General features: G+C 69.0%; 12 protein-coding genes. 5 read left to right on the top strand and 7 right to left on the bottom strand.

Features of this window, described 5'->3' with window-relative positions:
* Nucleotides 1-21: 21 nt before the first annotated feature.
* Entirely contained in the window at nt 22-1359 is a 1338-nt protein-coding gene (locus ACX80N_RS03775; RefSeq protein WP_459338327.1) for an MFS transporter, read from the bottom strand.
* A gap of 163 nt (nt 1360-1522) precedes the next feature.
* On the opposite strand from ACX80N_RS03775, the gene ACX80N_RS03770 reads away from it, so the two are divergent.
* Nucleotides 1523-2296: an SDR family NAD(P)-dependent oxidoreductase gene (locus ACX80N_RS03770; protein ID WP_459338326.1), complete on the top strand. Its 774-nt coding sequence runs from the start codon at nt 1523-1525 to the stop codon at nt 2294-2296.
* A 104-nt stretch (nt 2297-2400) separates the two neighbouring features.
* Here ACX80N_RS03770 and ACX80N_RS03765 read toward each other — a convergent pair whose 3' ends face one another.
* A complete protein-coding gene (locus tag ACX80N_RS03765; protein WP_459338325.1) occupies nt 2401-3042 on the bottom strand; it encodes an NAD(P)H-dependent oxidoreductase in 642 nt (213 codons plus the stop codon).
* A 57-nt stretch (nt 3043-3099) separates the two neighbouring features.
* On the bottom strand, nt 3100-3504 hold the full coding sequence (locus ACX80N_RS03760; protein ID WP_459338324.1) for a RidA family protein: 405 nt from the start codon (nt 3502-3504) through the stop codon (nt 3100-3102).
* Between the two features lie 119 nt (nt 3505-3623).
* Here ACX80N_RS03760 and ACX80N_RS03755 point away from each other — a divergent pair, with 119 nt between their 5' ends.
* Nucleotides 3624-4121 carry a MarR family winged helix-turn-helix transcriptional regulator gene (locus ACX80N_RS03755; RefSeq protein WP_459338323.1) on the top strand — a complete coding sequence of 166 codons (498 nt, stop codon included), beginning with the start codon at nt 3624-3626 and terminating at the stop codon, nt 4119-4121.
* A 1-nt stretch (nt 4122) separates the two neighbouring features.
* Here ACX80N_RS03755 and ACX80N_RS03750 read toward each other — a convergent pair whose 3' ends face one another.
* The 4 genes from ACX80N_RS03750 to rhaI are packed head-to-tail and all read right to left on the bottom strand — an operon-like array spanning nt 4123 to nt 10109.
* Nucleotides 4123-5385 carry an alpha-hydroxy acid oxidase gene (locus ACX80N_RS03750; RefSeq protein ID WP_105031894.1) on the bottom strand — a complete coding sequence of 421 codons (1263 nt, stop codon included), beginning with the start codon at nt 5383-5385 and terminating at the stop codon, nt 4123-4125.
* Nucleotides 5382-6872, bottom strand: coding sequence for a rhamnulokinase (locus ACX80N_RS03745; protein WP_459338322.1), 1491 nt, complete (start codon nt 6870-6872; stop codon nt 5382-5384). Before ACX80N_RS03745 ends, ACX80N_RS03750 begins: the two co-directional genes overlap by 4 nt.
* A 1-nt stretch (nt 6873) precedes the next feature.
* The gene (locus tag ACX80N_RS03740) at nt 6874-8946 is read right to left on the bottom strand and encodes a bifunctional aldolase/short-chain dehydrogenase (RefSeq protein WP_459338321.1); all 2073 of its coding nucleotides are present in this window, start codon (nt 8944-8946) and stop codon (nt 6874-6876) included.
* Entirely contained in the window at nt 8943-10109 is a 1167-nt protein-coding gene (rhaI, locus tag ACX80N_RS03735; protein ID WP_205753596.1) for an L-rhamnose isomerase, read from the bottom strand. Before rhaI ends, ACX80N_RS03740 begins: the two co-directional genes overlap by 4 nt.
* Nucleotides 10110-10352: 243 nt before the next feature.
* Between rhaI and ACX80N_RS03730 the strand changes: the two genes are divergently transcribed.
* From ACX80N_RS03730 to ACX80N_RS03720, 3 genes are all read left to right on the top strand, one after another.
* The gene (locus ACX80N_RS03730; protein ID WP_459338320.1) at nt 10353-11384 is read left to right on the top strand and encodes a LacI family DNA-binding transcriptional regulator; all 1032 of its coding nucleotides are present in this window, start codon (nt 10353-10355) and stop codon (nt 11382-11384) included.
* A 117-nt stretch (nt 11385-11501) separates the two neighbouring features.
* Nucleotides 11502-13052, top strand: coding sequence for a sugar ABC transporter ATP-binding protein (locus ACX80N_RS03725; RefSeq protein ID WP_105031891.1), 1551 nt, complete (start codon nt 11502-11504; stop codon nt 13050-13052).
* The gene (locus ACX80N_RS03720; RefSeq protein ID WP_459338319.1) at nt 13049-14098 is read left to right on the top strand and encodes an ABC transporter permease; all 1050 of its coding nucleotides are present in this window, start codon (nt 13049-13051) and stop codon (nt 14096-14098) included. The genes ACX80N_RS03725 and ACX80N_RS03720 overlap by 4 nt, the downstream gene beginning before the upstream one ends.
* The last annotated feature ends 5 nt before the right edge of the window (nt 14099-14103 follow it).

Genomic DNA, 14103 nt, shown 5'->3' with positions numbered 1-14103 from the left:
CTCCTTCTCGAGAGGATCGGTTCAGGCGTGCTGCGGCAGGGGAGCGGCCTGGGCGGCCTCGGCGGCCAGGCGACGTTCCTTCGGGCCCCAGGTCTCACGGGTCATGAGTGCCGCTATGAGACCGATGAGCGCGTAGGTGGAGAACAGCAGGGCCGGGCCGAGCCAGCCGAGCTGGATGTACAGCAGGGTGGTGATGAAGGGGGTGAATCCCGAGACCATGGCCGAGATCTGGTAGGACAGGGAGGCGCCCGATGCCCGGGTCTTGGCCTGGAAGAGCTCGGGGAACCAGGCGCCCTGCGCTCCGGCGAGCGAGTTCTGGCAGACGGCGTAGGAGATGACGATGGTGATCATCACGCAGATGAACAGGCCTGTGTTGGCGAGCAGGAACATGGGGATGCCGAACAGGACCGCGAAGGCGCAGGACCAGATGTAGACGGGGCGTCGGCCGACACGGTCGGTGAGTCGTGCCCACGCCATCGTGGCGAAGATGCCGATGAACGACGCGACGCAGAGGGAGGTCAGGGTCTCGGTCCGGGTCGCCAGCTCGGTGGTGTTGAGGTAGGAGATCATGTACGTCACGGCGACGGCGTAGCCGGCTGTTTCGGCGACGCGGAGGCAGATGCCGCGGACGATGCTGCGCCAGTCCTGGCGGATGACCTGCACGATCGGGTTCTTGACGATCTCGCCGTGGTCCTTCACGTCCTCGAAGACCGGGGACTCGGGGACCTTGGAGCGGATGATGAGGCCGACGGCGACGAGTACGATGCTCGTCAGGAAAGGTATACGCCAGGCCCAGTCGCCGATCAGGTTGGCGCTGGCCAGGAAGACCAGGTTCGCAAGCAGGAGCCCCACGGGGAAGCCGGCCTGCACGATCCCCGTGTACTTCCCCTTCGACTTCCACGGCGCGTGCTCGTAGCTCATCAGGATCGCGCCTCCCCACTCGGCACCGAACGCCAGCCCCTGGATGATGCGGACGATCACCAGGAGGATGGGGGCGAGGATGCCCACGGTCGCGTAGGTGGGCAGGAGCCCGATGGCGAAGGTCGCCAGCCCCATGATGATCAGCGAGGCGACGAGCACGGGCTTCCGACCCACCTTGTCCCCGAGGTGACCGCCGATGATGCCGCCCAACGGGCGAGCCGCGAAGCCGACACCCAGGGTCGCGAACGACGCCAGGGTCGCAGTGACCGGGTCGGCACCCGGGAAGAACGCCGGTCCAAAGTACAGGGCGGCAGCAGTACCGAAACCGATGAAGTCGTAGGTCTCGATCACCGCACCGACGCCCGACCCGACAGCTACCTTGCGGGCGTCCTTCGTCCCATGGACGTGGCCTCGCATCTGGAGAGCTTCATTGCTCATGGGACTCCTCGTTCGCTCTGGATGGGATTCACTGTTGACAGTCAACAAGGTGATGCAGCTAGTGTGATCTAGTGCACATCGCACTGTCAACAGTCGACAATATGTTGATGGAAGACATCGGCCCCGGGTCGGTTTCGCACTCTCAAAGATTCGAAGGAGCATCATGACTGGTACACAGCGCACCGCCGTCATCACGGGAGCCACGTCCGAGAAGGGCATCGGTGTCACGACGGCCCGCCGCTATGCCGCCCAGGGCTGGGCGGTCGTCATCCTCGACCTCGATCAGGAGAAGTCCGCCGCGACGGCAGCGGCGATCGGCAGCGAGTACGGCGTGCCTGCCTTCGGGCACGTGATCGATGTCGCCGACGAGGAATCCGTGGTCCGTGCCGAGCGGGCGGTGGCCGAGCAGGTGTCCGCAGGGCGCCTGCCTCCTGTGGGTGCCCTCGCGAACATCGCCGGAATCACCTCGCCCGTCCCGTTCCTCGAGACGACGCTGGATCTGTGGAACAAGGTCATGGCCGTCAATGCGACCGGCACCTACCTCGTCACCAAGGCCTTCCTGCCGGCGATGCTGGAGAACAGGTGGGGGCGGATCGTCAACATGTCGTCCGTCTCCGCGCAGCGAGGAGGCGGCGTCTTCGGGAAGGTTCCCTACTCGGCCGCGAAGGCCGCCATCCTGGGCTTCACGAAAGCCCTCGCGCGCGAACTCGGCGACAGCGGAGTAACCGTCAATGCGGTCACGCCGGGAGCCGTGGACACGAACATCCGGGTGGGCAGCACGGACGAGCAGGAGGCCGCACTGGCCCGGGACATCCCCCTCGGACGCACCGCGACAACGGAGGAAGTAGCCGCGGTGATCACCTTCCTCTCATCCGACGACGCCGCGTACCTCACCGGATCGACCGTCGACATCAACGGGGGGAGCCACCTGCACTGACGCCGGGACTGCATGGCCGGCGCTCGCAGCGGGATCGGTCGTATCCTCAGGGCTGAGCGCCCTGTTCGACGGGATGTCCACGTCCGCCACCCCCGGCGCTCGGCTCAGCCTCGGTGCGAGCCTGCACCGTGCTGTGCGAGCCGGCCCACCTGTTCCTGCGGGCTGTCCGAGATGGCATCAGTTATCCGACGGGTCGCAGCGAGGACGGCCTGTTGCGTCGCTTCCGCGTCCGTCGTCTCCGAGTCGTGGAGAAAGGCGGTGACGCCCTGCCGCATCCCGCAGAACCCGATGATACCGTGCTCGATCTGTGTGGTGAACGAGGTCCTGTAGCCATGCCTGGCGAAGGATTCCTCGCTCGTCCCCGAGATGGGGAGCAGGTGCGTCGTCAGGTGCTGGAGCCTGGGGCGGATGCGACCGTCCATGTCGTCGAAGGCCCATCCCGCGATGAAGACCCGGTCGATCCACCCCTTCAGCAGGGCCGGCATGGACCACCAGTACACCGGGAAGATCAGGACGAGGTCGGTCACCGCATCGATCCGCTGCTGCTCGAGCGTGATGGAGGAGTCGGGGTGCCCCGTGCCGCGATACAGATGCCGGTCCTCGAGGGTGAAGCGGGGGTCGAATCCCTCCTGGGCGAGGTGCGCGACCGCTGACTCCTCCTCCCCGAGTGATTCATGGAGGTGGCGGGCGACGTGATGCGTGAGGGAGTCCGGGTCGGGGTGCGCTGTGACGATGAGGGTCGTCATGAAGGCCTTTCCATCGCTGGGTTCATGTCGGTCACGGCCATGCCGTCCCGCCGCGCTTCACGCGACGACGGCAGTGACTTCGGCCTCGACCAGGATGCCGGGCTCGAAGAGGATCTCCACGCCGATCAGCGCTGCCGGTGCCGTGGGGATGTCGAACTCCTGCCGGGCGAGTTCGACTCCGGCGTTGAAGGCGTCGTACATCTCCCTCTTCCAGCCGGCGGCGTACCAGGTGAAGCGGACGACGTCGTCGAACGTCGCCCCCGCGGCGGCGAGGGCTGTCGCCACATTGCGGTAAACCTGCACCACCTGCCCGGTGAGGTCTCCGGGCGCGACGAGGCACCCCTCGTGGTCCCAGGCCACCTGCCCTGCGATATGGACCTGCCTGCTGCCCGTCGCGACGGCGACGTGGTGATACAGCGGAACGGAGTGGTGGTTGTCGGGATCGATCAGCGAAACGGGCACGGCGCGTCCTCCTCGGGCGATGGCTCACGGCCTCGGGGAGGCTCGCGGTTCAAGCGTGAAGTCAGCCTAGCAGACTTACTTCAGCGTTGAAGTCATCAGTGCCCGGCTAGGATGGCCTGATGCCCTCTCCTACCGGACCGCCTCCTGAGGCTGCGCCGGGCCCTGTTGCCTGGCTGTCGCCCGACGAGAAGGAAGCCTGGACCGGCCTGGCCTCCCTGATGCTCCTGATGCCGGGGCGCTTGGAGTCACCGCTGCAGCAGGAGGCGGGTCTGAGCCTTTTCGACTACCTGACCCTCAGCCATATCTCCGAGACGCCGGATCACGAGATCAGGATGAGTGAGCTCGCCTATCTCGCCAATGGATCGCTCTCCCGCCTGTCCAACGTGGTCAAGCGCTTCGAACACCGAGGCTGGGTGAAGCGTTCCCCCGACCCGTCGGACGGGCGGTACACCCTCGTGGCGCTCACCACCGCCGGGTTCGACGTCGTCGTCGCCGCCGCGCCGGCGCACGTGCGCTCCGTACGCCAGTATGTGCTGGATCCCCTGGACGAGGACGATCAACGGGCCCTCGCAGTGATCGCGAGGAAGCTGCGCACGCGACCTGAGGACCTGGCGTAGTTCAGACGAGTCGAGGGAGCTCGCTCTGCGTGGTGGCCACGGGTGCCAGACGCGTGAGCTGGGTGACGTGCCGGGGTTCGAGTTCGCCGATGGAGGAGACGCCGAGCAGGCGCATGGTGCGCTCGATCTCGTCCCGCAGGATGGCGATGGCCCGGTCCACACCCTCGCGGCCGCCGGCCATCAGCCCGTACAGGTAGGCGCGGCCGATGAGGGTGAACTTCGCGCCGAGCGCCATGGAGGCGACGATGTCGGCTCCGTTCATGATGCCGGTATCGACCATGATCGTGGCGTCGCTGCCGACCTCACGGACCACCTGCGGGAGCAGGTGGAACGGGATGGGGGCACGGTCGAGCTGGCGGCCGCCGTGGTTGGACAGGATGATCCCGTCCACGCCCATCCCGACGAGGCGGACGGAGTCCTCGACGTTCTGCACGCCCTTGATGACGATCTTCCCGGGCCACAGATCGCGGATGATGGCGAGGTCGTCGTAGCTGATCGTGGGATCCATCGCGGCGTTCAGCAGGTCTCCCACCGTCCCGCCGGTGTCGGTCAGGGACGCGAACTCCAGCTTCGGGGTGGTCAGGAAGTCGATCCACCACCAGGGCCGCGGCACCGCGTTGAGGACGGTGCCGATGGACAGCTGCGGCGGGATGGAGAATCCGTTGCGCTTGTCCCTCAGGCGGGCGCCGGCCACGGGCGTGTCGACCGTGAACATGAGCGTGTCGAAGCCGGCCTCGCCCGCCCGGCGGACGAGCTCGTAGGAGATCTCGCGCTGCCGCATGACGTACAGCTGGAACCAGTTGCGCCCGTGGGGGTTGGCCGTCTTCACGCCCTCGATCGAGGTCGTGCCGAGGGTCGAGAGGGTGAAGGGGATCCCGGCGGCGGCAGCAGCCCCTGCACCGGCGGTCTCGCCCTCGGTCTGCATGAGCCGGGTGAAGCCTGTGGGGGCGATGCCGAAGGGCAGGGCACTCGGTCCGCCGAGGATCTCGACCGAGGTGTCGACGTGCTCGGCGGGACGGAGGATCGACGGGTGGAACTCGATGTCCTCGAACGCCTGCCGCGCACGGCTCAGCGACAGCTCGCCCTCGGCGGCGCCGTCGGTGTAGTCGAAGGCGGCCTTGGGGGTTCGGCGCTTGGCGATCGTGCGCAGGTCCGCGATCGTGAGCGCCGAGTCGAGGCGCCGCTTCTTCCCGTTGAGCTCGATCTTCTTGAACTGCATCAGCTCGAGCATCTCCGCGGGCACGGGGAGTTGGCGCTTGGTCACTGGATGATCCTTTCGACTGCTGGAACTGTGCTGAGGCCGGAGGGACGGCTCGGTTCGTAGGGCACGGGCGTGACGCCCGCGACGACGAGCTGCCGGAGCTCCCGGAGGCCGCCGTCGAGCCGGCCGCCCCACCTCGCCTGGATGAGGATGTTGCCGAGTGCCGTGGCTTCGACCGGACCCGCCAGGACCCGCCGGCCGGCGGCGTCAGCCGTCAGCTGGCAGAGCAGTGCGTTCTGCGAGCCGCCCCCGACGATGTGGATGACCTCGGCGGTCGTCCCCGTGAGCCTCTCGGCGTCGGCGATGGTCCGTGCGTACCCGTGGGCGAGACTGTCGAGGATACAGCGGACGATCGCGGCCCGCTCGGTGGACAGGGCGAGCCCCGTGCGGGCGACGGCGGACACGATGCGCGCGGGCATGCTGTCCGGGGGGATGAACGAGGGGTCGTCCGGGTTGATGGTGGGTCCGCCCGCCGGCAGGGCCGCGGCGGCCGCCAGCAGGGCGGCGAGATCCGGCTCCGGCCCCTCGATGCTCCACTGCCGCAGGCATTCCTGCAGCAGCCAGAGGCCGCCGGTGTTGCGGAGGTACCTGATGGTCCCGTCCACGCCGCGCTCGTTGGTGAAGTTTGCGGCGCGGCTCTCCTCGGTGAGGATGGGCGCGTCGAGCTCGACGCCGACGAGCGACCACGTCCCCGAGGAGATGTAGGCGAAGGAGGCCGACGTCGCGGGGACCGCCGCGACGGCCGACGCGGTGTCGTGCGAGCCCACGGCCACGACCGCCGTCGCCTCCGCCAGGCCCGTGGCCCGCGCGATCCCGGGCAGCAGCCGCCCGACGACGACGCCCGGCTCGACGAGCGGCGGGAACAGCTCGGGGGACAGGCCGAGCGGACCGAAGAGATCGACCGCCCAGGTGCCGGTGGCGGCGTCGAGCAGTCCCGTGGTGGAGGCGTTCGTGGCCTCCGTGCGGCGCTCGCCGGTGAGCCGGTAGGCGAGCAGGTCGGGGATGAGCAGCGCCTGCACGCCGTCCAGCGAGCGCTCCGCAGCCAGCTGGTAGACGGTGTTGAAGCGCAGGAACTGCAGCCCGGTCCGCGCGTAGAGCCGCTCCGGGGGTACGGCCCGATGCACGACGTCGATCACCGCCTCGGTGCGCCCGTCCCGGTAGCTGAACGGCAGGTGGCGGAGCGTGCCGGCGTCGTCGACCAGCCCGTAGTCCACCGCCCAGGTGTCGATCCCGATGCTCGCGATCGTTCCACCCGTTCGGGCCGCGGCCTCGCCTGCCAGGCGGAGACCGGCCAGCACCTCGGCGAACAGAGCCTCGACGTCCCAGCGCAGGGCGCCGCCGAGGAACTGCACCCCGTTGGGGAAGCGGTGCACGGTCGTCAGCTCCGGGCCGGCGTCGGTGAGCCTCCCGAGGATCACGCGCCCGGAGGACGCCCCGATGTCGACGGCCGCGAACACCGCCGGACCACCCGTGGTCGAGCCACCGGCCATGTCAGCGCAGGAACGCGGCAGCGACGCCCGCGTCCACGGGGATGTGCAGGCCGGTGGTGTGCGAGAGCTCGGCGGAGGTCAGGACCGCCACCGCGTTGGCGACGTTCTCCGGCAGCACCTCGCGCTTGAGCAGGGTCCGCTGCGCGTAGTACTCGCCCAGCTTGTCCTCCTCCACGCCGTAGACCGCTGCCCGCTTGGCGCCCCAGCCGCCGGCGAAGATGCCCGAACCGCGGACCACGCCGTCGGGGTTAATGCCGTTGACGCGGACGCCGTAGCCACCGAGTTCGGCGGCGAGGAGGCGGACCTGGTGCGCCTGGTCCGCCTTCGTGGCGCTGTAGGCGATGTTGTTCGGGCCGGCGAACACGGAGTTCTTCGAGGAGATGTAGATGATGTCCCCGCCCATGTCCTGCTCGATCAGCACCTTCGCGGCGGCCTGCGACATGAGGAAGGAGCCCTTCGCCATGACGTTGTGCTGCAGGTCCCAGTCCTTCTCGGTGGTCTCCAGGAGCGGCTTCGAGATGGACAGCCCGGCGTTGTTGACCACGAGGTCCAGGCCGCCGAAGGCGAGGACGGCGGCCTTCACGGCCTCCAGCACCTGCGCCGGGTCCGTCACGTCCGCCTGGACGCCGATCGCGACGTCCGGACCACCGAGTTCCTCGGCGACCGTGGTGGCGCTGTCGATGTTGAGGTCGGCGATGACCACGCAGGCGCCTTCCGCGGCGAGCCGCGTGGCGATGGCCTTGCCGATGCCCGACGCCGCCCCGGTCACCAGGGCGATGCGCCCGGCATGGGACTTCGGCTTCGGCATGCGGGCGAGCTTGGCCTCCTCGAGGGCCCAGTACTCGATGCGGAACTTCTCCGCCTCGTCGATGGGGGAGTAGGTGGAGATGGCCTCGGCACCGCGCATCACGTTGATCGCGTTGAGGTAGAACTCACCGGCGACCCGGGCTGTCTGCTTGTTGGCGCCGAAGGAGAACATGCCGACGCCGGGCACCAGCACGATCGCGGGATCCGCGCCGCGCATGGCGGGGGAGTCCGGCGTGGCATGCCGGTCGTAGTAGGCGGCGTAGTCCGCGCGGTACTCGGTGTGCAGTTCGCGCAGGCGCAGCAGGCAGCTCTCGACGTCGGCGCCGGCCGGGAGGTCGAGGATCAGCGGCTTGACCTTGGTGCGGAGGAAGTGGTCGGGGCAGCTCGTGCCGAGCGCACCCAGCCGGGGGTGGTTCGCCGACGCGAGGAAGTCTAGGACGCGGGGGTCGTCGATGAAGTGGCCCACCTGCGCCCTGTCCGTGGAGGCGAGCCCTCGGATGGTCGGGGCGAGGGCGGCGGCCTTCGCGCGGCGATCTGCCTCGGGCAGCGCGGCGTAGCCCTCGAGGGCCGGTCCGAAGGGCTCCGGCCGGCCGTGCTCGGCGATGTACCGCTCGGCCGTCTCGATGATCTCCAGGGAGTTCGCCTCGGCCTCCGCGGAGGTCTCACCCCACGCGGTGATGCCGTGGCCGCCGAGGATCGTGCCGATGGCCTCGGGGTTCGCGGCCTTGATCGCGGCGATGTCGAGCCCGAGCTGGAAACCGGGACGACGCCAGGGCACCCAGACGACCTTCGACCCGAAGACGGTGGAGGTGAGCGCCTCACCGTCCGCGGCCGTCGCGACAGCGATGCCCGAGTCGGGGTGGAGGTGGTCCACATGGGCTGCGTCGACGAGGCCGTGCATGGCCGTGTCGATGGAGGGTGCCGCCCCGCCCTTGCCGTGCAGGGTGTAGTCGAACGCGGCGACCATCTCGTCCTCGCGCTCCACGCCCGGGTAGACGCTCTGGAGGGCGCGCATGCGGTCGAGGCGGAGGACCGCGAGTCCTGACTCCTTCAGCGTCCCGAGGTCACCGCCGGAGCCCTTGACCCAGAGCAGCTCGACGTCCTCGCCGGTCACCGGGTCGACCCCCCTGCCCTTTGCCGAGGTGTTGCCGCCGGCGTAGTTCGTGTTCCGCTTGTCGGCGCCCAGCCGGTTGGAGCGCTCGATGAGCTCACCGACCGTGGGGTTGGTCGAGGTGGTCATGGGTCCCGTCGTCGTCGTCACTGTCATGCTCCCCATCCGGCCTGCTGGCCGCCCTGTCGTTCGGTGTTGATCCTGTCCTGGTAGCCGGTCTCCCGGTAGGCCGCCATCGGGTCGGCGGGCAGGCCCTTCGACTCGCGCCACTGCGCCAGGGCGGGCCGCACATCCGTGTAGAAGGCGTCCATCAGGATGGCGTTGGCGCCCAGGACGTCGCCGGACTGCTGCGCCGCGGTGAGCGCGGGGCGGTCGACGAGCAGCGCGCGCGCCGTCATCTCCTGCACGTTCAGCACCGAGCGGATCTGGCCGGGGATCTTCTCCTCGAGGTTGTGGCACTGGTCCAGCATCAGCGCGATCCCGCTCGACGGGTCGAGGCCTCCGCCGCGGACCACCTCGGCCATGATGCGGAAGAGCTGGAACGGGTCGGCGGCCCCCACGATGAGGTCGTCGTCGGCGTAGAAGCGCGAGTTGAAGTCGAAGGAGCCGAGCTTCCCGAGGCGGATGAGCTGCGCCACGATGAACTCGATGTTGGTCCCCGGGGCGTGGTGGCCGGTGTCGAGGCAGACGAGCGCCTTCTCGCCGAGCTGCAGGCAGTGCGCGTAGGAGGTGCCCCAGTCGGGGACGTCCGTGTGGTAGAACGCCGGCTCGAAGAACTTGTACTCGAGCACGAGCCGCTGGTCCTCGCCGAGGCGGTCGTAGACCTTCCGCAGCGAGTCCTGGAGCCAGTCCTGACGGGAGCGCATGTCCGCCTGGCCGGGGTAGTTCGAGCCGTCGGCGAGCCAGATCTTCAGGTCCCGGGAACCGGTGACGTTCATGACCTCGATGCACTCGTACATGTGGTCGATCGCCTTGTTCCGCACGGCGGCGTCGCTGTGGGTCAGGCTGCCGAACTTGTAGTCGTCGTCCTGGAAGGTGTTGCTGTTGATGGTGCCCAGCCGCACGCCGTGGTCAGCCGCGTGGGAGGCCAGGATCCCGTAGTCGTCCACCTTGTCCCAGGGGATGTGCAGTGCGACGCTCGGGGCGAGACCGGTCAGCTTGTTGACCATGCCCGCGTCGGCGATCTTCTCCTCGACGGTGCGGGGAGTGCCGGGGGTCGCGAACACCTTGAAACGTGTTCCGGAATTGCCGTAGGCCCAGGAGGGAACCTCGATGGCGAGCTGATCCAGCTCCGCGGCGATGTCGTCGATGACAGTCATGTACTCTCTCCAGCGTCGGAAGGGTGAGCGGCCGCTGCATGCTCCGTGGCACCGCGGGCGGCGAATATTCGGGTGTCGTCACCTGCCCGGAACGGGCCGGGAAGCGACGAGAGGATCGTCGTGCTTTTGAATCGTTTCATTAGCACGTTTCAAAGTTATCCTTGCTCCAGACCGAGTGTCAACAGTCCTGCCGGTCCGGCCGAACCACGGCCGGACCCGAGCGTCGAGGTAGTCGAGGGAACCATGGAGAGCCGACCCGTCAGCATCAAGGACGTCGCCGACCGGGCAGGGGTGGCGGTGGGCACGGTGTCCAACGTGCTGAACCATCCCGCACGCGTCTCGTCCGCCACCCGTGAGCGTGTCCAGGGCGCGATCGACGCGCTCGGCTTCGTGCGGAACGACGCCGCCCGGCAGCTCCGGGCGGGCCAGAGCCGCACCATCGGGCTCGTCGTGCTCGACGTCGGCAACCCGTTCTTCTCCTCCCTCGCCCGCGCCGCGGAGGACTGCGCGGCCGAGAACGGCAGCACCGTGGTGCTCGGCGACAGCGGCCAGGACGCCGATCGCGAGGCCCGCTACATCGACGTCTTCGAGCAACAGCGCGTCCAGGGCATGCTCATCTCCCCGGTCGGCGATGTAGGGCCCCGCGTCGAGGCCCTGCGCACGCGCGGGATGCCGGTGGTGCTGGTGGACCGCACCGATGCGCAGCGGCGCTGCAGCTCGGTGTCCGTGGACGACGTCGCCGGAGGCTACATGGCGGTACGCCACCTCCTCGACGCGGGACGGCGGCGCATCGTGTTCGTGGGGACCCGGGCCGACTACCGCCAGGTGGCCGATCGGCTCGCCGGCGCGCGCCAGGCGGTCGAGGAGCACGACGGCGCGGTCCTCGAGGTCGTCGAGGCCGGGGCCATGACGGTCCTCGCCGGCCGCGACGTCGGCGACGGGATCGCCCAGCGACCCAGGGGGGAACTGCCCGACGGCGTCTTCTGCGCCAACGACCTCCTCGCGATCGGCGTCATGCAGGCTGTGCTGATGATCCACGGCCTGCGGATCCCCGAGGACATCGCCCTCATCGGGTATGACGACATCGACTTCTCGGCCTCCGCGGTGGTCCCGCTGTCGAGCGTCCGCAAGCCGACCACGCTCATGGGGAGAACCGCCGTCGAGCTCCTCCTCGAGGAGATCGAGGGCCCGGCATCGCGGCGCCGCCAGGTCATCTTCGACCCGGAGCTCGTGGAGCGCGGCAGCACCCGGGCGGTGGTCGGCGCCGTCGGCTGACTCCGCGGCACCCGAGGTCACAGGTCGGTCTCGGGCTGTTGACGGTGATGTGGGTCACGCCTACTATTCGAGGTGAACCGATGCTCTGAAACGATTCATTTTTCCTGAGGAGTCGCAGTGACGCACTTCGACGGTGGCAGCGAAGCCACAGATCCGACCGCTCCGGAGCGGGCCTCGGTCCTGAGCCTCAGGGGAGCGCTGAAGACCTTCGGGCCTGTGGTGGCCCTCGCTGACGGCACCATCGACCTCGCCGCCGGTGAGATCCACGCGCTGGTCGGTGAGAACGGGGCGGGCAAGTCCACGCTCGTGAAGATCCTCGCCGGGGTGCACCAGCCCGACGCCGGTGAGTTCCTCGTGGCGGGGCGGGCCGTCAGCTTCCGCAACGTCGCCGACAGCAAGGCCGCCGGCATCTCGGTCATCTACCAGGAACCCACCCTCTTCCCCGATCTCACGGTGGCCGAGAACATCTTCATCGGGCGCCAGCCGAAGGGCCGCTTCGGCCTCATCAGCCGCCTCGAGATGCGCCGGCGCGCCAAGGAGCTGTTCGACCAGCTCGGCGTCCCGATCGACCCGGACCGCGTGGCGGAAGGCCTGTCCATCGCCGACCAGCAGATCATCGAGATCGCCAAGGCCATCTCCCTGGACGCCCGCGTGCTGGTCATGGACGAGCCCACGGCGGCGCTCAGCGGCGTCGAGGTGGAGCGCCTGTTCGCCGTCGCCCGCCGCCTGCGCGACGCCGGCAGCGGCATCCTCTTCATCTCCCACCGCTTCGACGAGGTCTTCGGACTGTGCGACCGCATCACCGTCATGCGCGACGGCACCTACATCGCCACGCACGAGACGGATGCGACGTCGGTCGAGGCGATCGTCCGCGAGATGGTGGGCCGCGACATCGACGCCCTGTTCCCCAAGACCGAGACGCAGGCGGGTGAGGTCGTCCTGCGTGTCCGCGGACTGACCCGGCCCGGTGTCTTCCACGACATCGACTTCGAGGTGCGCGCAGGCGAGATCGTGGCACTCTCGGGCCTCGTGGGGGCCGGGCGCACCGAGGTGGCCCGGGCGGTCTTCGGCATCGACCGCTACGAGTCGGGCACCGTCGAGATGTCCGGGCGGCCGCTGCGGCACAGGGACCCCCGCGCCGCGATCGACGCCGGGATCGGCTTCGTCCCGGAGGACCGGCGCAAGCAGGGACTCGTCATGGACCTGTCCGTCGAGCGCAACACCGCCCTGACGCTCCGGCACTCGCTCGCACGCTTCGGCGTCATCAGCGCCCGCGCCGAGCGTGCGGCCGCCGAGACGTGGGGCAGGCGCCTGCAGGTGAAGGCCGGTTCTCCCGAGCACGCCGTCTCCACCCTGTCCGGTGGCAACCAGCAGAAGGTGGTCCTCGCGAAATGGCTCGCGACGGATCCGAAGCTGCTCATCGTCGACGAACCCACCCGCGGGATCGACGTCGGCACGAAGGCGGAGGTGCACCGGCTCCTGTCCGAGCTCGCCGGGCGGGGGATCGCGATCCTCATGATCTCCTCCGAGCTCCCCGAGGTGCTGGGCATGGCCGACCGCGTGCTGGTCATGCGCGAGGGCCGGATCACCGGCCACCTCGACCGGTCCGAGGCCACCGCCGAGACCGTCATGCACGCAGCCACCGCATCCCTGGAGTCCTCGCGATGAGCCTCGACCGCACGGTAGGCGCGGCTCCCGCGCACCCCACCCCCGGGCACTCCCGTCCTTCGCCGCTCGCCTCCTTCCTCAGGCTCCGCGAACTCCCGGTGATCCTCGCCCTCGTGATCCTCGTGGCGGTGACCGCGGCCCTCAACCCGCTGTTCCTCAGCGAGCAGGGCATCAAGGACCTCCTGCTCAACGCGACCATCCTGATGATCCTCGCCGTCGGCCAGACCCTCGTGATCATCACCCGGAACATCGACCTGTCGGTGGGTTCCATCCTCGGACTCGTGGCCTTCGGCACCGGCAGCATCTTCGTGGCCGCCCCGAACCTGCCGATCATCGCGGTGTTCGTGCTCGGCATGCTGTTCGGCGCGGTGCTCGGAGCCCTGAACGGCCTGCTGATCACCATCGCGAAGGTCCCGGCCCTCGTCATCACGCTCGGCACCCTGTACATCTTCCGCGGCATCAACAACGCCTGGGCGGGCGGGACCCAGTACTTCGCCGGTGACCGCCCCGAGGCGTTCGGCAACCTGTCCGTGGACACGATCCTCGGGTTCCCCGTGATCACCCTGATCGCCGTCGTCGTCGTCGCGATCGTCGCGGTGTACATGCTCGGGACCAGACCCGGCCGCGACCTCTACGCCATCGGCTCCGACCCCGACGCCGCCCGGCTCTTCGGCATCCCCGTCACCCGCCGGGTCCTCCTCGCCTTCGTGGTGAACGGCCTGCTGGCCGGACTGGCGGGCGTGCTGTACGCCAGCCGCTTCAACTCGGTGGGCGCGACGACGGGCTCCGGACTCGAGCTCGACGTCGTCGCAGCGGCCGTGGTGGGCGGCGTCGCGATCTTCGGCGGCAGCGGCACCGTGGTGGGCGCCACGATCGGCGCCCTCCTGCTGACCACCATCACCAGCGCCCTGACGGCCCTGCGGGTGGACAAGTTCTGGCAGCAGGCCATCGTGGGCATCCTCATCCTCGCGGCCGTGGTCATCGACCGCATCGCCAGCGTGCGGTCGGCCCGCAAGCTGCGCATAGCGGAGGCCCGCAATGTCTGATCCGT

This window comes from Arthrobacter sp. MDT2-16 (assembly GCF_054510925.1).
This window is presented reverse-complemented; position numbering and strand designations above follow the sequence as displayed.